This window comes from Halorubrum sp. Eb13, from assembly GCF_002252895.1.
Lineage (GTDB): Archaea > Halobacteriota > Halobacteria > Halobacteriales > Haloferacaceae > Halorubrum.
Genome location: NZ_NHPE01000146.1, coordinates 77,188 through 103,263, shown reverse-complemented (window position 1 = coordinate 103,263; position 26,076 = coordinate 77,188). Strand labels below are relative to the sequence as shown.

The window sequence follows — 26,076 nt, the reverse complement described above, 5'->3', positions numbered from 1 at the left end:
ACCCGGCCCTCGCTCGTCGATTCGGCCCCGTTCCGATTCCGTCCGACCTACATGTACCCGAGGTCGCTGAGCCGCTCCATGAGGTCCTCGTCGTCCCGCGTGCCGCCGGTCCGCCCGGTCGTCCCCGCACGCTCCTGTACCCAGGCCGGGGAGTCGTCCTCCTTCTCGGCCGAGACGGCGCTCCCGAGAGACCGGTACCCCTCGAAGTAGCGGCCGGAGACCGGCACGTCTTCGACGTCGACCCCGTCCGGGAGATCGGCCGCGCTTTCGGGGAGGCGTCCCTCCTCCGGGAATTCGGGGACCGTGGCGGGGACGACCTCAGTCCACATCGCCTCCCACACGTCGGCCTCCGTGAACGGGAGGATCGGATGGACGCGGTCGTGCGTCGGGTGCGCGTCGGCCGATCGACTGGCCGAGAAGAACGTCTCGTCGGTCCGGGCCCCCCGTTCGTCCCACCTGACGGCGGAGACGACGCCGTCGACGTCGTGGGTCTCGATCGCGTCGTTCAGCGGCACCGTTTTGAGGAGGTGGTTGCCCACGTAGCCGTCGAGGAGGAACGGGAACGTCTCGCCGTCGTATTTGAGAACGTCCCGGACGTGTCGGCGGTTCGCTTCGTTCAGGTCCGCGACGCGGACCTCGTCACCGGGGTCGGTCGCGTTGGCCGCCACGTCCTCGTTGCGAGCCACGTGGAGGTCGATCCCCCACTCGTCCGCCCATCGCTCCACGAACTCAACGACGTCCGGGAAGTGCTGAAAGTGGTCGAGGAACACCGCCGGCGGTCGGTCGTATCCGCGTCGGTCGGCGACCGCGCGGACGACGTGGAGCGTCAGCGTCGAGTCCGCTCCGCCGGTCCAGACGACCGCCGGGTCGTCGTACGCCTCGAGCGCTCGGTGAGCCACGTCGAACGCCTTGGCCGCCTTGTCGCTGAACGTCGGGTAGTCGGTGGGAAGTTCGTCCGCACCGTCGCCGTAATCGACGTCCGCGTGCTCCGGGGTCCGTGTCATATCGTTCGGTCTCACGCGACCGACCCACATTATGAAGCGGTCCCTAATGTCGGGACCCCTCAGCGCTGCGCGCCGCCGTCGCCGTGGGTCGACGGGTCGACCGATCCGACGGCGTCCGCGGGGACCGCGGCGGCGTCACCCTGCTCGCCGCCGGAAGGAGGGGTTTTCGGGAGCGTGAAGTGGAACACGGAGCCGACCCCCGCCTCCGACTCGACGCCGATGGATCCGCCGTGGCTCTCGACAATCTTCTCGCACGTCGCCAGCCCGATACCGGACCCCGTCTCGTCGTGGCCGCTGGAGAAGATCTCGAATATCCCCTCCGTTTCCGCCTCGGTCATCCCTCCGTTTTCGTCCGCCACCGCGAACCGGACCATCTCGCCAGCGGGCTCCGCGGTGACGTGTACCTGCGGCCGACCGTCGGCGTGTGTTATCGCGTTCTCCACGAGGTTCTGGAACAGCTGGACGACGAGGGTCCTGTCGGCCGCGACGGTCGGAAGGGAGCCGGCGGTGATCCTCGCTCCGGATTCGGCGATTGTCGACCGGAGGTTCTCGATCACCTCCTCGAACACCGCCTCGGTGTCGACGGCCTCGAAGGACACCTCGCCGCCGCCGCGGGAGTATTCGAGTAGGTCGTCGATCATCGACGACATCCTGGCCGCGCCGTCAATCGCGAACTCGACGTACTCCGACCCGTCGTCGCCGAGCTCGTCTCCGTAGCGGTTTTCGAGGAGCCTGAGAAAGCTCTGGATCGTCCGGAGCGGCTCCTTGAGGTCGTGGGACGCGACGTACGCGAAGCGTTCCAGCTCGGCGTTCGACTCCCGGAGATCGTCGACGACCGACTCGATCTCCGCCTGCATCTCTATTTTCGTGGTGATATCGCGCCCGATGCCGCAGACGTACAGCGGGCGTCCGGCGTCGTCCTCGACGACCGAGGCGGAGAACTGGTACGGGATCGTCTCACCGTCGCTCGTGGCCAATCGAAGTTCGATCGAGTGTTCGCCGTCCGACCGGACCCTCTCGACGGCCTCGACGGCGCGATCGCGATCGCCGCTGTCGAACAGCCGGAACGCGTCCAGTTCACCGAGTTCGACGTCGCTGTAGCCGGTGACCTCGGAGACGGCCTCGTTCCAGTACACGAGCCTGCCGTCGAAATCGACGATGAAGAACAGATCGGCGAGCCGATCGAGGTACTTCCCGGTGAACGCGAACTCCGGTTCGTGGGGCTCTTCGAGCAGCAGATACCGGTCCCCGTCGATCGGACGGATCGTGACTGATCGCGACGATGGGCCGTCGGAGACGACCGTCCGCTGTTTGGCTCCGGTTCGAACCGCGTGCGCCCAGAGCTCCGGCAGATCGGCGGTGAGATCCTCGGGCGGAGCGTCCCGCAGCGAACGCCCGACGACGCCCCCGTCCGGCCCGTCGATACTGTCCGCCATGCGGTCGTTCACCCAGAGGTACGTCCCGTCCCGATCGACGCACGCGATCCCGGTCGCGGACTCCGTGAGGGGGTCGTCGACGGCGTCGTCGGTCGAGGCGGTCGGCCGTGTCGCGGAGACCTCCCCAGACGCGGCGTCGCCGACGGACTCACCGACGGCGGCGAGCGGGCCGTCCGACTCGGGGTCGTCCGGGTCGAACGTCCCGTCGACCAGCGCGGCCAGGTCGTCGTCGAGCGATTCGTGCGCCTCTCGTCGAGAGAGCGTCGTCAGCGACGGGTCGGTGTCCGCCAGTCGAAGCAGTACTCGAACGTCGCGCGTTTCGGTGCCGGAACCGAGCAGTACCCGATCGAACCGGCCGCCGATCAGCCGATCGACCGCGTCGCTCACGCTCGTCGTCGTGAAGGCGTTTGGGCGATCCGCCGGCTCCCGGTCGTTGATAACCCGTCGCAGTCCCTCGGCTTCCGTACCGACGTACAACACCGTTTCGTTCATGTATCCGTGGTATCGTATCAGCTGTCGATCATTACGCGGCCGTGACGGCCCCTTACACGCGAACTTGACTTCGACACGGGACATCGGCACCGTCGTCGGAAAAGCATACCCCTTCCGCGGCGCTCAGGCTCGGCGGTGGAAGGAGTGACATAAAATAGTCATTTATATCGCAGAGCGGGAGCCGGTTGGAGTGCGGTCGGCGGACTCGGGCGACTCTCGATGGGCGGGGGCTTGACGCCGCCGCGCGGCCACGGACTCGACCGCCGCCGATCGGTGCGAATTATCAGACAGATAATCAAGGGCCCGATGGCACAATTCGGATCCATGCGTCAACTACTGACGGCGAGCGGACCGAGACGTCTGGGTGTCGATCGAATCCGGAGGTCGGTTCGTTGATGCAGTACGCCGACTTCGTGGCGTTACAGAGCGGCGGGTTCATCGAGATAGCGCTGCTGTTCTTCGTTCTCGCCGTCCTCGCCGCGGTGGCCGGACTGCGAGGCGTGGCAGGGGTGTCCATGCGCATCGCCAAGATCTTCGTGTTCGTGTTCCTCGTGTTGTTCGTCGCTTCGCTGTTCCTCTGATCTCCCTCTCGCGGCCGCGCTGACGCCTTCACTTTCGTTCTCTCTCTTTCTCTCACCTTTCGTCTCATTCCCTCCCGTTCTCTCACCTTTCATCTCGGAGGGCCGAAACGCCGCCTTCCGCGAGGTCACTCCTCCGTCGCGGAGTCACAGTCGGTCCCGCGAGCGGACGACGGCCGCCGACTCCCGGAGCGGAGCCCGCGATCCCGGCGTTTACCATCCTGATAATAATACTGGTGCCGGCCGTATCGTTCGATGCCGAAGTGGACGACACTTCCGGCACAGCCGATCGGAGTTGAGTTCCCTGCCACTCCGAAAGGGGGAAGCGTCACAGGATCCGCGCGCAACTGCCGCACCGCCACCCTCCTGCTTTTTGTCCGTAATCCCGTCGCCGGTCCGAAGCGAGAGCCGGGCCGTCGGCGCCCGGGTGCGAACGGGCGGGCGGCGCGTCGCGGCTCACGCCGGCACGTACTCCGTCCAGGAGCACCGCCGGAAGGCGACATCGTACCCCGTGGTGTCCCGGACCGCGTCGAGACCGTTTCGCAGCTCCGTCCACTCGTCGTCCGTGAGGTCGAGTCGCTGCTGGGTCCCCATCTCCCCGGTGTTCGCCGGATCGTCGTCGTGACAGAGGACGAGGTGGGCGATCTCGTGGAGCGCTAAGCGCGCCTGTTCGCGGGGCGAGTCGCGGTGGCCGACGACGGCCCTGTTCCCGGCGTTCATGCCGTTGACCCACCCGTCGTTCCACCGATCGCGCAACCCGTCGGAGAGGTGGCAGTAGACGCGCCCCACGTGCGGGGGTTCGCGCCGCCCCGGAACGACGACGAGCTGGAAGGCGACGTTTTTCAGGTCCGCCTCGACCTCGCGGGCGTAGAAGCTCTGGGTCGCCCAGAGGATGCTGTGCACGTCGTTCCCGTACGACTCGAGGAACCGCCGTTCGTCGATCCGGTCCGGGTGGTCGAGCCACTGCATGTGGATGCCGTTGTCGCGGAACAGCGCCTCCAGACGACGCTTGACGGAGTCGTCTACCGCCGCGGTTCCGACGTATCTCGCGTCGACGAGGAAGTCCGTCCGGCCGACCTCCAGCCCCTCGAACGAGTCGGCGCCGAAGCGGTCGACGAGACGCTCGTGGAACGCCTCCGACCGCTTCAGTTCGTCCGGGATCCCGTCGCCGCCGCTGTGTTCGGACGCCCGGTCGCGCCGGTACGCTCCGACGCCGCCGGCGGCCGCGGCCCCGACGCCGCCGAGCAGGGTCGCGCCGGTTCCGCCGAGCGAGCGGAGCACCGACCGCCGCGACCGGCTCTCGTTCTCGCCTTCGGGCCGCGGTTGGTCTGCCATCGTGTTCTCGCATCGACGGACGCCTCACTCCTATATAAAAAATCACTGACCTGACAGTAACCGAGATACTTACCGCCGCTTAACCGGTCGGAAGCGCGGCGCGAAGGAGTTCTCAGACCGACGGCTTCGGGACGGTCGGCGGCGCGAGGGCGACGCCGATCAGCGCGTTCGACACCGATCAGCGCGTTCGACGCCGGGCGAGTTCCCGCGATATGACGGCGCTCACTCGTCGTCTCGGCCGTTCTCCGCCGTCGCTCCGATCTCTTGGAGGTCCCGGTTCTCGTCCAGGTCGAACACCATGGCGAGCAGCATGAACAGCCACCCGAGCGCGAACAGGACCCTCCCGTCTCCCCTGGACGGTCCGTCCCTCAGCGCGTCGGCTCCGACCGACGCGGCCCCCAGCGCGGACGTCCCGGCCCCGACGTAATAACACAACGCGAGGGGGTGGAAGTCGCGCTGGAGGTATTTCACTCGCAGTCGCCAGAGGAACCCTCGCAACAGCAGGATCGACAGTTTCGGGATGAAAGAGGTGTACGAGATGTGGCTGGTTTCGTCCTCGTAGACGGCCCGTCGGGGGACGTCGGCGACCCGCATCTCGTGGACGTTGAGACGGATGAGCAGGTCGTTGACGAAGCCGTAATCCTCGTACAGTTCATCGATTTCGAGCGTTTCGAGCGCCGACAGAGAGATCGCCGTCGACCCGTTCTGCGGGTCGTTCACCTTCCAGTAGCCGCTCGCGATCCGGGTCAGCAGCGCGAGCGTCGCGTTTCCGATCTGCCGGAACGCTGGCATCTCCTCGCGCGTCAGCATTCTGTTCCCCTTGGCGTAGTCGACCCGACCCGCCGCGACGGGCTCGACGATGCGCTCGACGACGTCCGGGGCCGTTTGCCCGTCGCCGGCGATCACGACCGTGATGTCCGTCCCGTCGGCGACCGATCGCTTGTATCCCGTCTTGATCGCTCCGCCGACGCCTCTGTTCCGTTCGTGCTGCAACGGGACGACCGTCGGGGATCCCCCGTCCTCGCCGTCGGCGGCGGCGGCGCGGCCGCCGGCCTCGTCGCGAGCGCCGGACTCTTCGGCCGCGACGTCGGAGCCGTCGACGTCGCCGTTTCGGGCGGAGGGATCGACCGGGACCCCGCCGTCGGCGCGGGCCTGAATCGCGCTCCACGTGTCGTCGGTCGAAGCGTCGTCGACGACGTACGCGCGATCGACGTACGTCGGAAGCGTTTCGATGACCTCGCCGATGAACGGTTCCTCGTTGTAGACGGGGATGACGGCGGCGACGGTGTGTCCCTCGTACATTCTCTGGTACGTCGGTCTGCGGCGGTTCGCGGCTTTATTATGAGACCGATATGCCGCTCTCACGTCCGCGAGCACTCCGGTTTATCGGCCGTTCGATCCGCTCTCGCGACATTAACCGCGCGATAAGGAAATGGGAGCGACTCGATGGCCAAGCCGAGACCATGAGCGACCATCAGGAGACAGTGGGTGCCGATCCGTCCGTCTCGCAGGCACTCGGGTTACCGTCGCCCGCGCCGGGGTCGGTGCCCGCGTGCGGACGCGTCCGCACGCTGAGGGGCCCGTCGCCGATCGTCGGGTGCCGATCGGCCGATCAGCGCTCCGCGTTCGAGGGCCGTCCGGGATGACCGATTCACAGCGGATAGCCCGTCACGTCGACGCCAAGCACGTCGGACCGCCCGTCTCCGTCACGGGGGTCGACTCGCTCGCGACCGCGAACGAGGGCGACCTCGCCTTCTGCGTGTACGACGACGCCAGATACGTCCGTGAAACGGACGCTGGCGCCGTTCTCTGCCCCCAGACCGTCGGTGCGGTCGCGGGGACGACGCAACTGGTCACCGACGAGCCACGGACGGCGTTCGCGGTCGCGGCGAACGAGTTTCTCGCCGAGGAACCGCTCGACCGAGACGGCGTCCATCCGACGGCGTCGGTCCACGACGACGCGGAGATCGGCGACCGGGTGCGGATCGGCCCTCACGCCGCGATCGGCGCCAACGTCCGCGTCGGCGACGACTGCTCGATTCGGGCGGGAGCGAGCGTCGGGTGCCCCGGCTTCGGGTTCGGGCGCGACGACGAGGGGGTGCCTCGAAGGTTACCCCACCGCGGTCGCGTCCGGATCGAGGACGGCGCCGAAATCGGGGCGAACGCGACAGTCGACCGCGCGGTGTTCGACGAGACCGTCATCGGTCGGAACGCCAAACTGAGCGCCAACGTGCACGTCGCCCATCAGGTCCGGATCGGCCAGAACGTCACGGTGGCGTACGGAACCGGCTTCTCCGGTCGGGTGACGGTCGGGGACGGGGCGGTGATCCAGCCGCACGTGGCCGTGGCGACGGGAGTGGACATCGGCTCCGGGGCCGAGGTCGGCATCAACTCGACGGTCCTCGACGACGTTCCGGCCGGGGAGACGGTCGTCGGGTCTCCCGCCCGGAACCGCTCGAAGGTGAGCGCCGAATGAGCAGTTCCCAAACGCCCGCGCTCGACGGCGTCGAGTTCACCTACGACTGGTACGAGCGCGCGCTGGTGTGGCTGTCGGACCACGGGTACGAATCGTCGTCCTTCGAGGGCGACGTCGGAGACGGTGACCTCCTGCTTCGTCACGACGTCGACCTCTCGCCGAGGAAGGCGCTGGAGATCGGTCGGATAGAGGCCGACCTCGGGTTCCGATCGACGTACTTCTTTCTCGTGTCGAATCCGCTGTACAACGTCTTCGACGCCGTCTGTCGCGCGGTGATCGACGAGATCGACGCGCTGGGCCACGACGTCGGCGTTCACTTCAGCACCCATCAGCACTGGTCGCGCCGACCGTCGCCAGAGGAGCTCCGAGAGCGGGTGACCGCGGAGCGGTCGGCGCTGTCGCTCGCTGCCGAGAACGTGTGCGATCCGGTGTCGTTCCACTGTCCGCCCGAGTGGGTGATCGACCGGACGTTCGACCGACTGGCGACCACGTACGAGCCGCGGTTCTTCTCCGAGGCGACGTACGTGGCCGACTCCGGACAGCGCTGGCGCGAGAGCCACCCGTTCGACACGCGGCTGTCGGAGCGGGTACAGCTCCTCACGCACCCCGGGCTGTGGGGCGAGACGGACCTGCCGTACACCGAGCGGGTGACGTCCAGCATCGACGAAAACGTCGGCTACGCCGAGCGGTTGCTCACCGACCAGCACCTCCGCGAGAAGTTCGACCCGCCGGTCGAGCTTCCCGAGAGGGAGCCGGCGGCCGATCGCTGATCCCATCCGTTCGACGACGGTCCAGCCGGCGTGACGGGCCACGAGGCGGTTCCACGTCGTCGTGTTGCCGTTCGTCGACCGTTTCGGCGTGGATACTCTGTGGATAATTAAAGGCGCCCGTGCCGATCCGTCTCAATGCGATGATCCGACGACCGAGCCCGACGACGGAGTACGGGGCGATCGATACCGTCGCCGAGATCCTGGCGAACGACGACGCGCCGGACGAGTGCATCATCTTCCGTCACTTCCCCGAGACGGACGTGTCGGGAGAAACGGTGTGGGTCTCGGCTCGGGGCGACTCGTTCGTCTCGCTCGACGAGGTGCGGTGAGCGGGTACGGAACGCGGGGTTCAACGGGCCCTCGGTGCGGCCGCTTACCTGCCGCATAAGCAAGTGGACGCCACCGGTGGTGATCGACATATGAGGAGAACAGACGCCGCGTCGGCCTCGACCTCTCGCGAAACGTCGTGTCGCGGTCGGCTCCGAGCGACGAGACGGCGACGAGCGCACCGGTGACACGATGAAGGCGTTGATCATCGGCGTCGACGCCGGCTGTCGCCCCGTCTTCGACGACCTCCGTGAGACGAACAGCATCCCCAACATCAGCGCGCTCGCCGCGGAGGGGCTCTCCACCGAGTTGGAATCGCAGATCCCGCCGTGGACGCCGAGCGCGTGGCCGTCGATATACACCGGATCGAACCCCGGAAAGCACGGCGTGTACGGATTCGTCACGTTCGACGGCTACGACTGGGAGGTCTCGACGGCCGACCACGTCCGAGCGCGGACGCTCTGGGAACTGCTCGACGACCACGGTCGATCGAGCGTCGTCGTCAACGCGCCGGTGACCTATCCGCCGGCCGACATCGACGGGGCGATCGTCCCGGGGTTCATGGCGCCGGAAGAGCCGCGGTGCCACCCGGAAGGGCTCTTCGAGGAACTCGTCGACGAGATCGGAGAGTACCGGGTGTACCCGCGCTACTCCCGCGACGACGAACGGCGCTCGGACGAGGAGAAGATCGACGAGTACCGCCGACTCGCGCGGATGCGGGGCGACGCGTTCAGATACCTCGCCGACCGGTTCGACCCGGATCTGGGGTTCGTCCAGTTCCAGAAGACGGACACGGTGTTTCACGAGTTCGAAGGGGATCCGGAGCACGTCCGCCGCATCTACGAGGAGACCGACGAACAGATCGGCGCGATCCTCGACGCCTGCGACCCGGACTGCGTGTTCCTGGTGAGCGATCACGGGATCGGACAGTACGAGAACTTCGAGTTCAGAGTGAACGAGTTCCTCCGCGACCGCGGGTTCCTCAACGTCTCCGAAGGGGGGAAGGGGATGCCGTCGTGGAACCCGATCCGGAACCAGCTCAGGGACGGCGACGCCGACCGGTCGTGGGACCCCGGTCTCGCGGGGCGGCTCGCCCGCGGCGTCAGCCGCGTCGGTGTCGACCCCCGAGCCCTCCTCGACCGGCTCGAGCACGTGGGTATGGCCGACGCCGTCCGCCGGCACGTCCCCGACGGCGTCGTCCGGGCGACGAGCAAGCAGGTCGACTTCGAGGCGTCGACGGCGTACATGCGCGCGCGAACCGAACTCGGCGTCCGGATCAACCTGGAGGGGCGGGAGCCGGACGGCGTCGTCGCTCGGGAGGAGTACGAGGCGGTCAGAACGGAGCTGATGGACCAGCTCAACGACGTGCAGACGCCCGACGGGAAGCCCGTCTTCGAGGAGGTGGCCCCCAGAGAGCGGTACTTCAGCGGGCCGTTCGCTGAGGACGCGGTCGACATCGTCACTGTCCCGCGGGACTTCTCCGAGTTCCTGTCGGCGCAGCTCCTCGGAGACCAGTTCGGCCCACCGACCGAGCCCTGGAACCACAAGCTCGAGGGGGTCCTGATCGCCGCGGGCGACGGCGTTGCGCCCGACGCGGCGGTCAACAACGCACACATTTTCGACGTCGCTCCCACGGTCATGGCGGCGATGGGCGTCCCGTACAGCGACCGGATGGACGGGACGGTGCTCCCGATGGTGTCGGACACCGGAACCGCTCCGTATCCCGCTGTGGACGGGACGACGCTACCGTAGCCGCTCGCCGTCGCCGCAGGCCGTGGCCGCTCGCCGTCGCCGCAAGCTGTGGCCGCTGGCCGTCCGGGTCGTGGCCGCTCGCCGTCGCCGCGGGTTGAGGGTCGATCGCCGGAACCGCCGTCACTGCCGTTCGGGGAGCGACCTGATCCCGGTTTTTATACCGTCTGGGACGTTCGAAAGCTCCCACTCGATCCGCGATTTGAGCTGCTGTTTCCCCCGCTCCGTGAGCATGTACTTGTTCGTTCTGTGGTCGTGACTACCCTTCTCCACGAGGCCCTTCTCGACGAGTGCATCGAGGTTCGGGTAGAGCCGGCCGTGCAGGACGTCCGACCCGTAGTACCGCTCGACGGCCTCTTTCACTTCGACCCCCTTCGGCTCCTCCAACCCGAAGGTCGTGAACAGGAGATCGCGTTGAAACGCGGTCAAGTCCATCATTCGTACTCGTCGTACGCGGGTCAGGCATTTACTTCGTCGACATCGTTACGGAACTTAGAACCCACGTAAGCGACCGCGACGCCGAAGCGCCGCGAGCCGCTTCGGCCGTTCCGGTCGGATCGCTACTCCTGTTGGTCCGAGAGCTCGAGGCCGTCGACGTCGGACTGGAGATCCACGACGTTCTCGCGACCGATCCTGACGCGTTTGACGACCTCCTCCTCCTCTAAGTCCGACAGCACGCGGCTCACTTTCGCCTTCGACCACTCCGTCGACTCGATGATCTCGCTCTGTCGCATTCGCCCGTCGTTACGCTTGAGCAGCCGACAGACGACCTCCTCGTTCGTCAGGATCGACTGGTCGATCGGCGACGGATCCCCGCCGGTCGTCTCGTCGGCCGAGTCCCGATCCGGCCCGGGGCCGTCGGTGCCCGAGCCGTCGGACTGGCCGCTCGCGCCCGCTCCTCCGCCTCCGTATCTACGGACCGCCATCACGCCCACCCAGCCGATCGCTATCAGACCGAGGAGCACCGCGGCCAGAATCCGGTGGAGCAGGTACGGCTCGGTCGGATCGAGTCCCAACCGAACGAGCGTCGCGTCGTTGACGCCGTCGCCCGTCGTGTCGCGGACCAGCGGGTTCGTTCCGTACTTCTTCACCTCCTCCCAGTCGGTCAGTCCGTTGTCCGACGTGTCGGGGGTCGTGATGTCCGTCCCGTGTTTGAACTCCTCCGCGTTCGTCAGTCCGTCGCCGGTGAGATCGCCCTCCTTCTCGATCACCCTCACCTGAAGGGTCGCTTCGTCGACGACGTCGTTCTCGTCGAGGCCCGGGTCGGACAGCTCCATGAGGACGGTGTGATTCCCGGTCGCGTTACTCGGCCAGGAGTCAGTGGAGAGGCGGACGGTTCGGGTGGAGTCGGCGGAGAGTTCGACCTCCACGCAGTCGAACGAGACCGACGAGTCATCGCCCTCTCTGAACCCCCGTCCACAGAGATCGAACGACCCGCTGTCGTTGCCGGACGCGACGGTGACGTTCAATCGGAGCCCCTCCTCCTGCCAGACGAACGGGGGGCCCGGGTGGTCGTCGATCGTCTCGTACTGCGACTCGATGTAACCGTCGCCCTCGAGCGTCACGTTCTGGATCACGGCACCGCCAGAGTCGGTCTGGGCAGGTCCCGAGGTCGCGCCCTCAGCCAGCGACGCCTGACCGACCCCGGCCATCGCGCCCGAGCACACCAGCGCGACGAAAACGAGGCAAACGACGGCGGTTCGGCCGATCTCGCCAGTCTCGCTCATGATCTCAGGCCCCGCGGCCCGCGGCGGACGATCGGCGCCGCCCCCTGCTCGCACGACCTGTGAACGGGGCTCTCAGTCGCGAGGCAATCGGTCGGAGCCGCCGAGCGCTCGGTCGGAGCCGCCGGGCGTTCGGCGGCGACTCGGGCATGAGACGGAGCGGGGACGATGCGTATTCACGTGTGGCCATCGGGGTGATTTTGAGAGGTCTCCAGAACACACTTTCTCGTTGATTTGAGGTAGTTCGTTGTGCCTAAATTAATGTTTCCCTCGGAGATACCGTCGCGCACCGTCGCGGGACGACTCGGACGAGCGCGAAACCGACCGTCGTCGAACGCGACGCGACCGCCCGCCGTCCGCGGGCCGTGACCGAACGCGTCGTGAGCGACGCGGAGTGCCGGGAGCGCGGAAGCGCGGAGAGAGGCGGGAACGGAGGTGACGTCGCCTCTGAGAGTGTCGCAGACTTCGTTCGTTTCAGAAAGTCCCATTCGGGCGAGAATCGTCGCCCGTCTGTATTATTATGACGCTCCTCAGGCGACCGGCCGCGGCTCGGGACGCGGCCCGAAGCCCGTTACGTATGACGTAAGGCTCGGGCTCCCACGGACGGGCCCTCTGACGGTCAGTGAACCTCGGAAGCCGAGTGGGCGCTCGTCGCACCGGGCCGCGGCTGCGACGCTCTCGCGTCAGAAGCGGTCGCTCGGGACCGAGGCGGGCGGTGAGGGAGTTAACGGCCTCATAACTTAGCCTCGGGACCGTCGAGATGAGGCGATGCCACACCAGAACGAGTTCACGGAGTACGCGCTCCTCGCGGACATCCGGACGACGGACGTGCAGAACCCCCAAGAGCTCGCCGCGATCTGGGGACCAATACGGCAGGAGTGTACGGACGTCGGTGCCGAGGTCACGCACTCGTACGCGGTCCTCGGCGAACACGACTTCCTCGTCTTGCTGGACGCGCCGAGCCGGGACGTCTGTTTCAAGGCCTCGCTGATCATGGAGCGGCACGGCCTCGACGTCCAGTCGATGGAGGTGGTCCCGACAGAGGCGTTCGGTGAACTCGTCGAGGACCTCTGAGTCGGAGCGGCGACTGGCACGGAGCGTCGCATCGGACACCGCCGTTCGGTCCGCTCGCCGCGTCCGGTCGCTCCCGCGAAACAAAGAGTCGTCGTCGCTCGGCGCGTGTCGGTCGCCGTTCAGTTCTTGTCCGGTGTCGATCTCTGCGCGGTTCTCGGTCGCCCTTCAGTTCTCGGCGGATGACGGAACGAGTTCGGAGCGGTACGCGTACGCGACCGTGCCGACGAATATCGCGAGCACGACGGTCGCGACGGAGAGTCCCGAGAGCAGCGGCGTCAGTAGCCCGGCCCAGCCGGCGGCCACTAGGAGCCCGGCGCCGCCCGCGGTCTTGAGGAACGTCTCGCGCCGCTCGTTTTCCGCCGAGGTCGCGGCCGTCTCGGCCGGTGCGCTCTCGGTCGATGGCTCCGGATTCAGGTACCGCTGTACCCGGTCGAGCCGCGGCCGAGGCTCGACGTAGCCGCGCGGTTTGTTGTAGTCGATGAGCCCCAAGTCGTCCAGCTTCGGGAGGTGAGACTGGTACAGCGCGATGTACACGCGCTGGCGTTGGTCCGAGTGCAGCCGCTGTACCGTCGTGTCGTTCTCCCACGCCGCGATCTGAACGGCCATGTCCCGCATCTCGATGACGTCGTCGACGTCGTCCAAGTAGCGGAGGACGTTCCGCCGACGCTCGTTCTGTAGGACGTGAAACACGTCGTCTAATTCGAGCGGTTCCGTGTCGGAACCGGCGTCCTCGATACCCGGAAGCGAGTCGACGGACACGTCGTCGTCGGTCTCTTGGTCCGGTTCCGAGGGTGTCGGTTCGCCGTCTGATTTAGATGCTGCTTTCATCTCTGTCTCGACCTCAACTGGATACAATTATCTACAGATAGAAAAAAGGGAGATACATTTGTGGAGGATTACGCCATCTTACTCACCTTTTCACCGAGTTTCAGTCAACTCGATAAGGTTGCGCAGCCGATTCGTCTCACGAACACGTACGCGGAGATATATTGTCGAGACCGGACGGAGTCGTCACGTCCCGCGATTTTGTTCCGAACAGTATCGACCGTCTATCATTACAGTAGTAGCGGTGTAATCCCACGCGGTATCTGGCGGTTGGGATCGGCCTAAGCCACGGACCGGCGGCCCGCCTCTCGGGTCGGCGATAGGTCGGGCGCCGGCCCCGGACCGGGACCGGCGTAATGCCGGTGTCCGCCCGTGCCGGGGAGCGTGCGGGCGAGTGGGGACATGCGGGCCGACCGGGGCGCGTGCGGGCGACAGGGGCGCGTGCGGGCCGACCGGAGCGCTCCCGACGCTCGTCCCCGGAGTGCGCGTCGCTCAGGGAACGGAAACGGCCGCCGGCGACGTCGGTCGGTGACGCCGGCCGGCGGCCGGGGGATCGAGGCGCGATCCCGACCCGTCGACCGCGAAACTGCCCGCAGACGGGGGGAAGCGGTTACCTGACCGATAATAATGCGGTGTGGCTCCGAGAGATCATCCTACCGATGTTTGCGACGACCGCTGCGACTACCGTGCCGATAGATCGACTGGACCGCGGCTCGCCGGGACCGGTCAGATGACGGTGCCGATCGCCGATCCGTCCGTCGGAACGGCCGAGCGCGAACGCCTCGAATCGGTGCTCGCCTCGGGCCAACTGGCGGACGGCAACGAGGTCCGCGCGTTCGAATCGGCGTTCGCGGAGCACTGTGACGTCGACCGGGCGGTGGCCACCGCGAACGGGACGGCCGCGCTTCACGCCGCCCTCAGAGCCGTCGGCGTCGGCGACGGGTCGGCCGTCGTGACGACGCCGCTCTCCTTCGTGGCGACGGCGAACGCGATCCGGTTCACGGGAGCGACGCCGGTGTTCGCGGACGTCGACCCGGAGACGTACAACCTCGACCCTGACGCGGTCGAGGCGGCGATCCGGTCGGAAGGCGGCGACGTCGACGCGATCCTCGCCGTCCACCTGTACGGGTTGCCCGCCGACCTCGGACGGCTCCGCGAAATCGCCGACGCCCACGACGCCGCGTTGGTGGAGGACGCCGCGCAGGCGCACGGGGCGACGTACGACGGGCGGCCCGTCGGCGCGATCGGCGACGCGGGGTGTTTCTCGTTTTACCCCACGAAGAACATGACGACCGGGGAGGGCGGCATGGTGACGACGGACAGCGCCGACGTCGCCGACCGGGTCCGCCGCTTCATCGACCACGGCAGGGGAGACGGGTCGTACGAACACGCGACGCTGGGGCACAACTTCCGGATGACGAACCTCGCCGCGGCGATCGGCCGGGCGCAACTCGAGAAGCTCCCCGAGTTCGTCGAACGGCGCAGGGCGAACGCCGCCCGCCTCACGGACCGGCTGGCGGAGACGCCGGTGACGACGCCGACCGAGCCCGCGGAACGCCGACACGCCTACCACCAGTACACCGTGCGCACGAGCGATCGCGAGCGGCTCCGGCACGCGCTCGAAGAGGCGGGGATCGAGTCGGGCGTCTACTATCCGACGGTGCTCCACGAGCTGGAGAGCTACTCGGGGGTCGACGCGAGCGCACCCGTCGCGGAGCGAGCGACCGGAGAAGTGCTGTCGCTTCCGGTTCATCCGAATGTGTCCGCGTCGGATATCGAGGCGATCGCCGAGGCGATCGACCGGGCGCTTTCGGCCGACGGGCCGGAGGGGCCCCGATGAGCCCCGACCGCGTCCGAGCCGGCGTCATCGGGGCCGGCAGCATGGGACAGAACCACGTTCGCGCGTACGACGAACTCGCGGGGGCCGAGCTGGTCGGCGTTCACGACGTCGATTCGGAGCGCGCCGAGCGCGTCGCGACGGAGTACGGGAGTCGGGCGCTGTCGTTCGCGGAGCTCCTGTCCGCCGCCGACGTCGTCACCGTGGCCGTCCCGACGGAGTACCACTTCCAGGCGGTGCGCGAGTGTATCGACGCCGGCGTCGACGTGCTCGTGGAGAAACCGTTCGTCGAACACGTCGACCGGGGACGCTCCCTCCTCGAGTACGCCGACGAGCGGGGCGTCACGGTCCAGGTCGGGCAGATCGAGCGGTTCAACCCGGCGGTCCGAGAGCTGTTCACCCTGCTTCCGGACGTCGAGATCCGCGCCGTCGAGGCCCGTCGGCTCGGACCGCCGCCGGACCGGGCGATCGACGACTCGGTCGTGATGGACCTCATGATCCACGACATCGACCTGCTCTTACAGATCCTCGACGAACCGGCGGAGGTCGCGGCGGCGAGCACGGGCGACGGGGAGTACGCGACCGCGACGGTCAGGTCCGAGTCCGGCGCGATCGGTACGCTGACCGCCAGCAGAGTGACGCAGGAGAAGATCCGCGAGCTCGTCGTTTCCGGCGCGGACCGGAAGATCGAGGTCGACTTCATCGACCAATCGATCGAGATTTGCCGGCGCTCGGTCCCGGAGTACGTCCGAGACACCGGCTCCGTCAACTACCGTCACGAGACGGTCGTCGAGAACCTCGTCGTCGAACGCCACGAGCCGCTGAAAGAGGAGCTCTCGTCGTTCATCGCGGCCGTCCGGGAAGACGAGGAGCCGCTCGTTACCGGGGAAGACGGGCTGCGCGCCGTCGAACTCGCCCAGCGGATCGACGGTATCGGCACGCCCGTCGAGGAGTTCGAGATCGAACGGACGGCGTGAGCCCGAGCCGGGACCCCTTCGGCGACCGATACGACCGCGTCGCGGAGAAGTCGCGCGGCGGGCCCTTACGACACTCGTAAGCGCGATTCGCCGACTCGCGACTGGCCTATGGGCCCCCATAATAATCCCCCGTCACGGGGAAGGGTGTGACGAGTATGCCTTCGAAATCAGCAGTCGCCGCGGGTATCGCCCTCGTCACCGTCACGCTCCTCGTGTACATCCGCCGATCGGCGGACGAGCGGTGACCGGATGCGTGACGAACCCGAGCGGATGCGCGACGAGCCAGACCGGAGACGCGACCAGCCAAACCAGATACGCGACGAGCCTGACTGGATACGCGACGACTCAGACCGACCGCGCGACGACCCGGATCGGATGAGCGAACCCAACGTCGTGCTCGGCGACGACGTCGCGATCGACGATCCCCGTCTCGTCGGCTACGTCCACGACGAGTCCGCGCCGCCCGCGGTTATCGGCGACGGAGCGACCGTTCGGTCGGGGACGGTCGTCTACGCCGACGTGGTCGTCGGCGACCGGTTTCAGACGGGTCACGACGCGCTCGTCCGCGAGGAGACCCGGATCGGCGACGACGTCCTCCTCGGGACGAAGGCCGTGATCGACGGGCGGACGACGGTCGGGTCGGACGTGAGCATCCAGACCGGGGCGTACGTCCCGTCGGAGACGACGATCGGCGACGACGTCTTCGTCGGTCCGCACGCGGTCCTCACGAACGACCCGTACCCGGTGCGAGCGGAGACCGACCTCGAGGGACCGACTCTCGAAGACGGCGTCAGCGTGGGGGCGAACGCGACCGTTCTTCCGGGCGTCACCGTCGGGGAGGACGCGTTCGTCGCCGCCGGCGCCGTCGTCACGGACGACGTGGGCGCCGAGGAGCTCGCCGTCGGCAGCCCGGCAGACACGGAACCGCTTCCGAACGCACTCCGGCAGCGGAACTCGGTGTAACATGTACCAGACGCCTTCCACGAGCCGCGAGCGAAGCTACGCCGACGGCGTCGTCGAACGCGCCGCGGACGAGCGGTCGACGGCCGACCGCGCGCCCGACGTCGAGTCCGCGACGGTGTGTGTCGTCGGGCTCGGCTACGTCGGCGTCCCGCTCGCGGTCGCGTTCGACGAGCAGGGGTACGACATCGTCGGCTACGATATCGACCCGGACCGAGTCGCGGAGTTCCGGAACGACCGCGACCCCACGGAGGAGCTGGGAGACGACCGGATCGCCGACAGCCAGATCCGGTTCACCGACGACCCGACGGCGATCCGCGACGCCGACTACGTCCTCATCACCGTTCCGACACCGCTCGACAGCGGGCAGAACCCCGAGCTCGCGTTCGTCAGGAGCGCGGCGGAGACCGTCGCCGAACACGTGAGCGAGGACACGACGATCGTGTTGGAGTCGACGGTGTACCCCGGCGTCACGCGGGACACCGTGGCGCCGATCGTGGAGGAGGGTTCCGGGTTCACGCTCGGCGACGAGTTTCACGTCGGCTACTCGCCGGAGCGGCTCTCGCCCGGGGATCAGGGGCGAACGCTGCAGGAGGCGGTCAAGATCGTGAGCGCCGACACCGCGAGGTCGCTCGAGGAGCTCGCCGCCCTGTACGACTCCGCCGTGGACGCCGGGGTCTACCGGGCGCCCTCGATCGAGACCGCCGAGGCGGCGAAGGTGCTCGAGAACGTCCAGCGCGACCTCAACATCGCCCTGATGAACGAGATGGCCATCATCTGTGACCACCTCGGCCTCGACACGAGCGAGGTGATCGACGCCGCCGCGACCAAGTGGAACTTCCACGACTACAGTCCCGGCCTCGTCGGCGGCCACTGCATCCCGGTCGACCCGCTCTACCTCGCCCACGGCTCCGAGCGGGCCGGGTTCTCTCCGAAGCTCATCTTCCAGGGACGGGAGGTCAACGAGTACATGCCGAAACACGTCGCGGAGGTCACGGTCAAGGCGTTCAACGCGGTGGGAACGGTCCCGAGGGACGCCCGGCTGCTGATCCTGGGGGCCGCGTACAAACCGAACGTTGGCGATATTCGAACGTCGGAAGTGAAGAGCCTCGTCGCCGCGCTCGGCGAGTACGACGTCGACTGCGCGGTCTGTGACCCGGTGGTCGACGACGAGGTGATCGCCGACGCGTTCGGGACCGAGACGGCGACCCTGGGCTCGTTCGACGACTTCGACGGTATCGTGCTGGCGACCCCGCACGACGCCTTCGCCGATCTCGACTACGAGCGGGTGGCCGAATCGCTCAATTCGGACCCGGTGTTCGTCGACGTGGACGGCGTCGCCGATAGGGACGAGATCGGCCGGGCCGGCTACGAGTACCGACGGTTATGAGCTCGACGGCCTCCCGAGCCCGTCGGAGCGCGACCGATCGCGGCGGGACGACCGTCCCGGCGGGGGAAGCATGAAGATCGCCGTGACGATCCAACGACCGCCGCACGTGCATTTCTACCGGCACGTCATCGAGGCGCTCGAACCGACCGCCCACGAGACGCGGGTCTACGTTCGCGACTCGGAGATAACGACCGCGCTGCTCGACGCGTTCGGCATCGAGCACACCGTGCTGACCGACACCGCAAACGGGTCGATGGGGGGTCTCGTGACGTCGCAGCTGCTGTTCGAATCCCGACTGCTCCGTCGACTGCTCCGGTTTCGCCCGGACGTCGTGACGGGGATCGGCGGCCTCTCCGCGTCCCACGCGGGGACGGTGGCCGGCGCCAGAACCGTCGCGTTCACCGACACCGAACACGCGAGACTGTCGAACGCGCTCACGAGGCCGTTCGCCGACGCGATCCACACGCCGGACTGTTTCCATCGGGATTTCGGCCCCAAACACGCCCGATACGCGGGCTATCACGAACTCGCGTACCTGCATCCGAACCGGTTCGACCCGGACCCGAGCGTGCCGGAGGCGGCAGGAGTCGACCCCGCCGAGCCGCTCGCGGTCGTCCGGCTCACCGACTGGGACGCGATGCACGACGTCGGCGCCGGGGGGATGGCCGACGTGACCGACGTCGTCGAACGGCTGGAGGCGGCCGGCGCGCAGGTCCGGGTGACCTCGGAGGTGCAGACGTCGAGCGATCTCGACGATCGCGCCCTCGACGTCCCGCCGGAGGAGGTCCACCACCTGCTCGCGCACGCGGACGTGTATCTCGGTGAGGGGGCGACGATGGCGGCCGAGAGCGCCGTGCTCGGCACGCCCGCGGTGTACGTCAACACGCTCCGGATGGGGTACACCGACGAGCTCGAGGCGCGATACGGGCTGCTGTACAACTGTCAGGGCTCGTTCCGACACGACCGGGCGATCGAGACGGCGGAACGCGTCTTGAACGGTGACGAGGACCATGACTTCGAGGCGCGGCGTGACCGCCTGCTCGACGAGAAGACGGACCCGCACCGCTCGATACTGCGGGCACTCGGCGTGGAGGGGGTGCCGGCGTGACGGACCTCAGCGTCCTGCAGCTGGCGTCGTCCGAGGAGGCGTTTTTCACCCAGCAGGTCGACGCGCTGGAGGAACGCGGCGTCGACTGCACGACGCTCGTCGTCCGCGGCGACGCCGCCGAGGGCGACCCCCGGGGGATCAGCGCGTACGCGGAGACGTACGGCGACGTCCTCGCCGAGGCGAGCGGGTCGTACGATCTGGTCCACGCGAACTACGGGCTTGTCGGGCCGCTCGCGCTCGCACAGCCGGTTCGCCCGGTCGTGTTGACGCTGTGGGGGTCGGAAGTGATGGGATACTCGAACCGGCTCGACCGGGTCACCCGATTCGCCGCTCGACACAGCGACGCCGTCATCGCCCCGAATGAAGCCGTCTCTCGGCGGTTGGACTGCGACCACGAGGTCGTCCCGTTCGGCGTCGACCTCGAGCTGTTCAGGCCCATCGACCGGACCCAGGCGCGGAAACGGCTCGGGTGGGACCAGTCGAAGCGGTTCGTCCTCTTCCCGTACGACACGGACCGGGACGTGAAGGACTTCGAACGCGCACAGCGGGTCGTCTCCGAGGCCGTGGTGAACGCGGAGATCAAGGCGATCCACGGGCGCGAGTACGAAGAGATGCCCTACCTCATGAACGCCTGTGACGTCCTCCTCGTTACCTCCGAGCGCGAGAGCGGTCCGATGGTCGTCCGCGAAGCGGCCGCCTGTAACGTGCCGGTCGTTTCGACCGACGTCGGGTTCGCGGCCGAGACGCTCGCCGACGTGGAGAACAGCCACGTCGCCGACACCGACGACGAACTGGCCGACGCGCTCGACGCGACGCTCCGGTCCGCCGGCCGATCGAACGGCCGCGAGCGCGTGAGAGCGCATACGGCGGAGCGTATGGCGACCGATCTGCACTCGATCTACAGCGCCCTTCTCGCGACCGACGGCGCTCGGTTATCGTCCGAGTAAGCGATTCCGGGCGGGCGGCGTCCGAGCGAACGATTTCGAACGACCGAAAGTCGCCCGCTTAGCCTCTCGATAGTAATCCCCGATAACACCGATAGGCCGTGGTACGCATGGCAGTCTCCAATGAGCCGACGTCGGACACCGCTCGAGCGCCCGGCTCGAGAACGACGACAGCCCGCGACGAACGTCGAACGCCTCCCGTCCGAAGGGGTGAGCACTGAGATGTGCGGTATCATCGGGTGCGTGGGGGTCGACGACTCGGCCGACCGCGTTCTGAGCGGCCTCAAGAACCTCGAGTACAGGGGGTACGACTCCGCCGGGGTGGCCGTCAGCACGGCCGAGGGCATCGCAGTGCGCAAGCGCGCCGGGAAGATCAGCGACCTCGAAGAGCGGTTCTCCCGCGGGCTCCCCGATGGGGAGATGTCCGTCGGGCACACGCGCTGGAGCACCCACGGGCCGCCGACCGACGAGAACGCCCACCCGCACACGAGCGGGTCTGAGGACGTCGCGGTGGTCCACAACGGGATCATCTCCAACTACGAGACCCTCCGAGAGGAGTGCCGCGGCCGCGGATACCGGTTCACCAGCGACACGGACACCGAGGTCGTCGCCCACCTCATCGAACGGTACCTCGACCGGGGTGACGGCCCCGAGACGGCGTTCCGGAAGACGGTAGACCGGATAGCGGGGAGCTACGCTATCGCCGTCCTGATCGAGGGGTCAGAGACCGTATACGCGGCGCGGGAAGGCTCCCCGCTCGTGCTCGGGATCGGCGACGACGCCGAGGCGGGCGGCTACTACCTCGCGAGCGACGTGCCCGCGTTTCTCGAGCACACCGATCAGGTGGTGTACCTCCAAGACGGCGACGTTCTCACCGTCTCCCCGGACGGCTACTCGTTCCTCGAACGGGGCGGGACGGAGCGGGAGAGACCGGTCGAGACGGTCGAGTGGAGCGCGGGCGAGACCGGCAAGGGAGGGTACGATCACTTCATGATCAAGGAGATCGAAGAGCAGCCGACCTCCCTCGCCGACACCTTGGAAGGGCGGGCCGATCCGGACGGCGGGATGATCGAGTTCGAGTCGTTCCCGGACGGGTCGTTCGCCGACGTTCAGGAGGTCCACTTGGTCGCCTGTGGAACGTCGTACCACGCCGCGATGTACGGCGCGAGGATCCTGAACAAAAGGGGCATCCGAGCGACGTCGTACCGGGCGAGCCAGTACGGGGACACCGTCCCGAAAGACGAGGAAACGCTGGTCATCGCGGTCACGCAGAGCGGCGAGACGGCGGACACGCTCGCCGCACTCAACGCCGCGAAACGCGACGGAGCCCGGACGTTCGCCGTCACGAACGTCGTCGGGTCGACCGTCTCGCGGGAGGCGGATTCGACGGTGTACATCCGGGCCGGTCCGGAGATCGGCGTCGCGGCGACCAAGACGTTCTCCTCGCAGGTCGTCACGCTCGCGATGCTCGCCGAGGAGTTCGCGGCCGACATCGATGGCGCGACCCCACGAGACGACACGCAGGAGTTCGTGGCGGCGCTCTCCCGGCTCCCTGGGCAGATCGACGACGTCGTGTCCACCTCGCGCGTCACCGATCTCTGCGAACGGTACACCGATCAGGAGGAGTACTTCTTCATCGGCCACGGACTCGCGTACCCAGTCGCGCTCGAAGGCGCGCTGAAGTACAAAGAGATCACCTACGAACACGCCGAGGGGTTCACCTCCGGCGAGTTGAAGCACGGCCCGCTGGCGCTCGTGACCCACGGCGTCCCGGTGTTCGCCCTCTTCACCGGAGAGAACGACGAGCGGACCCGCATCAACGCGACGGAAGCCCAGTCGCGGGGCGCGCACGTGATCGCCGTCGCGGGCGAGGGGATCGACGTCGACTTCGCCGACGAAGTCGTTCGCGTCCCGTCGACGCACCCGGACCTCAACGGCCTGCTGGCGAACGTCATGCTCCAGCTCGTCTCGTACTACTCCGCGAAGCTACTGGATCGCCCGATCGACAAGCCGCGCAACCTCGCGAAGAGCGTGACGGTCAACTAACAGTGAGCACCGACACGACCGCGAGATGCGACCGATGACCGACGCCACAGTCGAAACGCCCCCGTCGGACGACGAACCGGCCCGATCCCGACCGGGAACCACCTCGTCACCGAGCGAATCGGGGCTGATGAACGACGAGCTGTTCGGCGTCTTCGGCGATCGCGAACGCCTCGACGCGAGTCGGCCGGCGACGGAGTTCGACAGGGTCGTCGCCGGCGAGACGGTGACGATCGGCCTCCGCGGGAGCGAGGGCCGCCACCGCGAACGGTGTCACGTGTACGAGGGCCCGGACGGCTGCTGTGTCGTCTGGGGCGAGCTGTTCCCGCCCGAGTCGACGGATATCGACGCGGCCGAGTGGGTCTACGAACGGTTCGCGGTCGTCGGGACGGACGCGTTCGACGAGCTCAACGGCGCCTATCTCGTCGCCGTGGAGCACGACGGGACCGCTGCGATCGCCCCGGACCTCCTCCGATCCGTGGAGTGTTACGTCACGGACCGAGACGGGTACCGGGCGTTCGGAACCGACCCGGTCGGCGTCGCGCGGCTCGTCGAGGACCCGTCGATCGACGACCGCGCGCTGAACCAGTTCGTCCACTTCGGCGTGAGCTTCGAGAACAGGACGCTGCTCGAACGACTGCGGCGGGTCCCCTTCGACGCCGCGCTCGGCGAGCGGTCGACGACGGAACTGGAACGCTTCGTGTATCGACCGCGCGACTGCTCGCAGGCGGACCACGCGGCTGACCTCGCGGAACGGCTGGAGCGTGCGGTCGCCCGTCGCGACGGCGACGGCGCGTCCGCGGGTGCGCTGGCGAGCGCGGGCTACGACTCGCGGCTGCTGCTCGCGACGGTGTCGGACATCGACGTCAGCTACACCCTCGGGACGCCCACGGCGCCCGAAGTGCGAGTCGCCCGGGAGGTCGCGACGCAGTACGGCGTCGACCACGAACTCCTGCCGGTGACGGACCGCTACCTCGACGCCGACCCGGACGTCGTCCGGTACACCGGCGGGATACGGGAATCGCTCCACATCCACCACCGCGGCAACCGCGACGCGCTCACGCCGTCGAAGATGTACCACGGGCTGTTCCTCGACACCGTGTTGCGCGACCACTACGTCCCGTCCCGCACGATCGACGCCGTCGGTCACTCGCTCCCGATCGGGGGGCTGGAGTCGGATCCCGACCCGGTCGACCACTACCGGACGCGGCTCGGCTTCTGGGGCGACGGGGCGCCGCTCGCGGGCGGCGATGACTGGGACGGGACCGTCGACGAGCTGTTCGAGGAGTCGGTCACGACCGCCATCCAGAGCTACGGCCAGCGGTGCGACTCGACGTTGAACGCGATGGCGATGCTCGGAATCCAGCTCACGCCGGCGCTCCCCTTCCGAACGCAGATCGCCGACAACCACGTCGAGAGCCTCATCGCGGCCGACGCGGAGATACTCGACTGGCACCTCTCGACGCCGCCAGAGCACCGGAACGGGGAGACGTTCCAGCGGGCGCTGGGGCTCATCGACGACGATATCCTGAGGCATCGACCGCCGGACCGGCCGCACGAGTCGTACATGCTGAACCAGATAGAGGGGTTCCTCAGGCGAACCCTCCCCGGCGTCGACGCGCCGGGAACGCCGTGGCCCGACCGAGACGAGATTTACGCCGCCGCCGGGATGGACGGGCGGCTCTTTCCGGACTCACCTGACGTACACCGATTACCGCCGCGGATCAAGCTCCGGATCAACGACGCGCTCGTGTGGCTCGAGTGCGCGACGGGGACCGATCACGATCCGGAATCGCTGTTCAGCCTGGACTGAGGCGGCGCCTCCGGACCGCCTCTCGACCTCCGTGCGACGTCGTTCCCAGAGCGGAGACGCCCGTCCGAACCCGATCGCCCAGTGGTCGTGACAGGATAGCAGCCGTGGCAAGACGCCGCACCGTTTTCGCTCGCCTCCCCGGAGTTGCGATCGGGCGTATCGCCCGCTCTCACCGTCTTTTAGGCAGTTGATAGCGGGGAGGCTAGCGGGGCGAAGAGGTCTGTTCCGAGAATTCCACCGTCGTCGCTCGTGGTTCCGTCATCGTCCGTCGTATTCCCGTCATCGTCCGTCGTATTCCCGTCATCGTCCGTCGTATTCCCGCCATCGTCCGTCGTATTCCCGTCATCGTCCGTCGTATTCCCGTCATCGGTCGCGTTTCCGCCGTCGGTCGCATTTCCGCCGTCAGTCGCATTTCCGCCGTCAGTCGCATTTCCGCCGTCAGTCGCATTCCCATTGTCCGTCGTATTCCCGCCATCGGTCGCGTTTCCGCCATCGGTCGTGGTTACATCGTCCGTCGCGTTTTCGCCATCAGTCGCGTTTCCGCCATCGGTCGCGTTCCCGCTATCAGTCGTGTTTCCTCCGTCGGTCGCATTCACATCGTCTGTCGCGCTTCCGCCATCGGTCGCGTTTCCGCTATCAGTCGTGTTTCCGCCGTCTGTCGCGCTTCCGCTATCGGTCGTGTTTCCGCTATCAGTCGTGTTTCCGCCGTCTGTCGCGCTTCCGCTATCAGTCGTGTTCCCGCTATCAGTCGTGTTTCCGCCGTCTGTCGCGTTTTCGCCGTCGGTCGTGGTTACATTGTCCGTCGCGTTTCCGTCATCTGTGTCGTTCTCCGTCAGTTCGATTTGAATCTCACGCGTGTCGTCGCCAGTGTCGACGACGACCCGGCGCGTTCCGGGGTCGTATCTGCTCGTGTTGACCGTATGTCGAGACGTCTCCTGCTCGCCGGCGTCCACGCTGACGGAGTCCGACTGGACCTGTTCGTCGCCAAACGAGAGATCGACGTCGGTCGAGCCGTCGGATCCGCCATCGTTGGCGACGGTGTATTCGACGGAGACCGTTTCGCCGACCGTCGCGTCCTCGGGGGCGTTGAGCCCGGTCACGTTGAATTCGGCGGGGCGAGTGTCCCCGTCTCCGCCGTCATCGGTGTTTCCGTCACCGCTGTTCCGGCTACCGGCGTTACTATTTCCGCCATCATTGGTTTGGCTGTCGTCGCT

At 67.5% G+C, this 26,076-nt stretch carries 21 protein-coding genes and 1 pseudogene; 14 read left to right on the top strand and 8 right to left on the bottom strand.

Annotated features, from left to right (window positions below):
• Positions 1 to 47 precede the first annotated feature (47 nt).
• Together DJ75_RS17480 and DJ75_RS17475 are read right to left on the bottom strand one after the other, a co-directional pair.
• Complete coding sequence (locus DJ75_RS17480; protein ID WP_094525781.1) at positions 48 to 1,004, bottom strand: phosphoadenosine phosphosulfate reductase family protein; 957 nt, start codon at positions 1,002 to 1,004, stop codon at positions 48 to 50.
• A gap of 59 nt (positions 1,005 to 1,063) precedes the next feature.
• Positions 1,064 to 2,827, bottom strand: coding sequence for a PAS domain-containing protein (locus DJ75_RS17475; protein ID WP_141212073.1), 1,764 nt, complete (start codon positions 2,825 to 2,827; stop codon positions 1,064 to 1,066).
• 500 nt (positions 2,828 to 3,327) lie between these two features.
• Here DJ75_RS17475 and DJ75_RS17470 point away from each other — a divergent pair, with 500 nt between their 5' ends.
• Positions 3,328 to 3,513 (top strand): DUF1328 family protein, encoded by a 186-nt coding sequence (locus DJ75_RS17470; RefSeq protein WP_094525779.1) that lies wholly within the window; start codon positions 3,328 to 3,330, stop codon positions 3,511 to 3,513.
• Positions 3,514 to 3,966: 453 nt separating this feature from the next.
• Here DJ75_RS17470 and DJ75_RS17465 read toward each other — a convergent pair whose 3' ends face one another.
• Both DJ75_RS17465 and DJ75_RS17460 read right to left on the bottom strand, forming a co-directional pair.
• Positions 3,967 to 4,845, bottom strand: coding sequence for a hypothetical protein (locus tag DJ75_RS17465; RefSeq protein WP_094525778.1), 879 nt, complete (start codon positions 4,843 to 4,845; stop codon positions 3,967 to 3,969).
• Between the two features lie 222 nt (positions 4,846 to 5,067).
• The gene (locus tag DJ75_RS17460) at positions 5,068 to 6,147 is read right to left on the bottom strand and encodes a glycosyltransferase family 2 protein (RefSeq protein WP_094525777.1); all 1,080 of its coding nucleotides are present in this window, start codon (positions 6,145 to 6,147) and stop codon (positions 5,068 to 5,070) included.
• A gap of 340 nt (positions 6,148 to 6,487) precedes the next feature.
• Between DJ75_RS17460 and DJ75_RS17455 the strand changes: the two genes are divergently transcribed.
• The 4 genes from DJ75_RS17455 to DJ75_RS17440 all read left to right on the top strand — a co-directional run bounded on the left by DJ75_RS17455 (position 6,488) and on the right by DJ75_RS17440 (position 10,170).
• Positions 6,488 to 7,321: an LpxD N-terminal domain-containing protein gene (locus tag DJ75_RS17455; protein ID WP_094525776.1), complete on the top strand. Its 834-nt coding sequence runs from the start codon at positions 6,488 to 6,490 to the stop codon at positions 7,319 to 7,321.
• On the top strand, positions 7,318 to 8,091 hold the full coding sequence (locus DJ75_RS17450; protein ID WP_094525775.1) for a hypothetical protein: 774 nt from the start codon (positions 7,318 to 7,320) through the stop codon (positions 8,089 to 8,091). The genes DJ75_RS17455 and DJ75_RS17450 overlap by 4 nt, the downstream gene beginning before the upstream one ends.
• Before the next feature lie 140 nt (positions 8,092 to 8,231).
• Entirely contained in the window at positions 8,232 to 8,420 is a 189-nt protein-coding gene (locus DJ75_RS17445; protein ID WP_094525774.1) for a hypothetical protein, read from the top strand.
• 190 nt (positions 8,421 to 8,610) lie between these two features.
• The gene (locus tag DJ75_RS17440; RefSeq protein ID WP_094525773.1) at positions 8,611 to 10,170 is read left to right on the top strand and encodes an alkaline phosphatase family protein; all 1,560 of its coding nucleotides are present in this window, start codon (positions 8,611 to 8,613) and stop codon (positions 10,168 to 10,170) included.
• Between the two features lie 120 nt (positions 10,171 to 10,290).
• Here the strand turns inward: DJ75_RS17440 and DJ75_RS17435 are convergent, their stop codons facing one another.
• Positions 10,291 to 10,605: a helix-turn-helix transcriptional regulator gene (locus DJ75_RS17435; RefSeq protein WP_094525772.1), complete on the bottom strand. Its 315-nt coding sequence runs from the start codon at positions 10,603 to 10,605 to the stop codon at positions 10,291 to 10,293.
• 122 nt (positions 10,606 to 10,727) lie between these two features.
• Positions 10,728 to 11,894, bottom strand: a complete 1,167-nt coding sequence (locus tag DJ75_RS17430; RefSeq protein WP_094525771.1) for a helix-turn-helix domain-containing protein — start codon at positions 11,892 to 11,894, stop codon at positions 10,728 to 10,730.
• 765 nt (positions 11,895 to 12,659) lie between these two features.
• On the opposite strand from DJ75_RS17430, the gene DJ75_RS17425 reads away from it, so the two are divergent.
• A complete protein-coding gene (locus tag DJ75_RS17425; protein ID WP_094525770.1) occupies positions 12,660 to 12,965 on the top strand; it encodes a GYD domain-containing protein in 306 nt (101 codons plus the stop codon).
• Between the two features lie 165 nt (positions 12,966 to 13,130).
• Here DJ75_RS17425 and DJ75_RS17420 read toward each other — a convergent pair whose 3' ends face one another.
• Positions 13,131 to 13,793 carry a hypothetical protein gene (locus tag DJ75_RS17420; RefSeq protein ID WP_094525769.1) on the bottom strand — a complete coding sequence of 221 codons (663 nt, stop codon included), beginning with the start codon at positions 13,791 to 13,793 and terminating at the stop codon, positions 13,131 to 13,133.
• A 727-nt stretch (positions 13,794 to 14,520) separates the two neighbouring features.
• On the opposite strand from DJ75_RS17420, the gene DJ75_RS17415 reads away from it, so the two are divergent.
• The 8 genes from DJ75_RS17415 (at position 14,521) to DJ75_RS17380 (ending at position 24,862) form a co-directional block, all read left to right on the top strand.
• Entirely contained in the window at positions 14,521 to 15,630 is a 1,110-nt protein-coding gene (locus DJ75_RS17415) for a DegT/DnrJ/EryC1/StrS aminotransferase family protein (RefSeq protein WP_094525768.1), read from the top strand.
• Positions 15,627 to 16,604: a Gfo/Idh/MocA family protein gene (locus DJ75_RS17410; protein WP_094525767.1), complete on the top strand. Its 978-nt coding sequence runs from the start codon at positions 15,627 to 15,629 to the stop codon at positions 16,602 to 16,604. The genes DJ75_RS17415 and DJ75_RS17410 overlap by 4 nt, the downstream gene beginning before the upstream one ends.
• Before the next feature lie 375 nt (positions 16,605 to 16,979).
• Positions 16,980 to 17,567 (top strand): acyltransferase, encoded by a 588-nt coding sequence (locus DJ75_RS17405; RefSeq protein ID WP_094525789.1) that lies wholly within the window; start codon positions 16,980 to 16,982, stop codon positions 17,565 to 17,567.
• Position 17,568: 1 nt separating this feature from the next.
• Entirely contained in the window at positions 17,569 to 18,954 is a 1,386-nt protein-coding gene (locus tag DJ75_RS17400) for a nucleotide sugar dehydrogenase (protein WP_094525766.1), read from the top strand.
• 70 nt (positions 18,955 to 19,024) lie between these two features.
• Positions 19,025 to 20,062, top strand: a complete 1,038-nt coding sequence (locus DJ75_RS17395) for a DUF354 domain-containing protein (protein WP_094525765.1) — start codon at positions 19,025 to 19,027, stop codon at positions 20,060 to 20,062.
• Positions 20,059 to 21,009 (top strand): glycosyltransferase family 4 protein, encoded by a 951-nt coding sequence (locus tag DJ75_RS17390; protein WP_094525764.1) that lies wholly within the window; start codon positions 20,059 to 20,061, stop codon positions 21,007 to 21,009. The genes DJ75_RS17395 and DJ75_RS17390 overlap by 4 nt, the downstream gene beginning before the upstream one ends.
• 219 nt (positions 21,010 to 21,228) lie before the next feature.
• Positions 21,229 to 23,052: a glutamine--fructose-6-phosphate transaminase (isomerizing) gene (gene glmS, locus DJ75_RS17385; protein WP_094525763.1), complete on the top strand. Its 1,824-nt coding sequence runs from the start codon at positions 21,229 to 21,231 to the stop codon at positions 23,050 to 23,052.
• Between the two features lie 34 nt (positions 23,053 to 23,086).
• Positions 23,087 to 24,862: an asparagine synthase-related protein gene (locus DJ75_RS17380; RefSeq protein ID WP_217900402.1), complete on the top strand. Its 1,776-nt coding sequence runs from the start codon at positions 23,087 to 23,089 to the stop codon at positions 24,860 to 24,862.
• A 179-nt stretch (positions 24,863 to 25,041) separates the two neighbouring features.
• On the opposite strand, the pseudogene DJ75_RS17375 reads toward DJ75_RS17380, so the two are convergent.
• Positions 25,042 to 26,076 (bottom strand): annotated as a pseudogene (locus DJ75_RS17375) (hypothetical protein); the annotation flags it as partial.

Coding starts and splice junctions, on each gene's coding strand:
- DJ75_RS17480 (WP_094525781.1), bottom strand. CDS start 1,004: ATGACACGGACCCCGGAGCACGCGGACGTCGATTACGGCGACGGTGCG.
- DJ75_RS17470 (WP_094525779.1), top strand. CDS start 3,328: ATGCAGTACGCCGACTTCGTGGCGTTACAGAGCGGCGGGTTCATCGAG.
- DJ75_RS17465 (WP_094525778.1), bottom strand. CDS start 4,845: ATGGCAGACCAACCGCGGCCCGAAGGCGAGAACGAGAGCCGGTCGCGG.
- DJ75_RS17460 (WP_094525777.1), bottom strand. CDS start 6,147: ATGTACGAGGGACACACCGTCGCCGCCGTCATCCCCGTCTACAACGAG.
- DJ75_RS17455 (WP_094525776.1), top strand. CDS start 6,488: ATGACCGATTCACAGCGGATAGCCCGTCACGTCGACGCCAAGCACGTC.
- DJ75_RS17450 (WP_094525775.1), top strand. CDS start 7,318: ATGAGCAGTTCCCAAACGCCCGCGCTCGACGGCGTCGAGTTCACCTAC.
- DJ75_RS17445 (WP_094525774.1), top strand. CDS start 8,232: ATGATCCGACGACCGAGCCCGACGACGGAGTACGGGGCGATCGATACC.
- DJ75_RS17440 (WP_094525773.1), top strand. CDS start 8,611: ATGAAGGCGTTGATCATCGGCGTCGACGCCGGCTGTCGCCCCGTCTTC.
- DJ75_RS17435 (WP_094525772.1), bottom strand. CDS start 10,605: ATGATGGACTTGACCGCGTTTCAACGCGATCTCCTGTTCACGACCTTC.
- DJ75_RS17430 (WP_094525771.1), bottom strand. CDS start 11,894: ATGAGCGAGACTGGCGAGATCGGCCGAACCGCCGTCGTTTGCCTCGTT.
- DJ75_RS17425 (WP_094525770.1), top strand. CDS start 12,660: ATGCCACACCAGAACGAGTTCACGGAGTACGCGCTCCTCGCGGACATC.
- DJ75_RS17420 (WP_094525769.1), bottom strand. CDS start 13,793: ATGAAAGCAGCATCTAAATCAGACGGCGAACCGACACCCTCGGAACCG.
- DJ75_RS17415 (WP_094525768.1), top strand. CDS start 14,521: ATGACGGTGCCGATCGCCGATCCGTCCGTCGGAACGGCCGAGCGCGAA.
- DJ75_RS17410 (WP_094525767.1), top strand. CDS start 15,627: ATGAGCCCCGACCGCGTCCGAGCCGGCGTCATCGGGGCCGGCAGCATG.
- DJ75_RS17405 (WP_094525789.1), top strand. CDS start 16,980: ATGAGCGAACCCAACGTCGTGCTCGGCGACGACGTCGCGATCGACGAT.
- DJ75_RS17400 (WP_094525766.1), top strand. CDS start 17,569: ATGTACCAGACGCCTTCCACGAGCCGCGAGCGAAGCTACGCCGACGGC.
- DJ75_RS17395 (WP_094525765.1), top strand. CDS start 19,025: ATGAAGATCGCCGTGACGATCCAACGACCGCCGCACGTGCATTTCTAC.
- glmS (WP_094525763.1), top strand. CDS start 21,229: ATGTGCGGTATCATCGGGTGCGTGGGGGTCGACGACTCGGCCGACCGC.
- DJ75_RS17380 (WP_217900402.1), top strand. CDS start 23,087: ATGACCGACGCCACAGTCGAAACGCCCCCGTCGGACGACGAACCGGCC.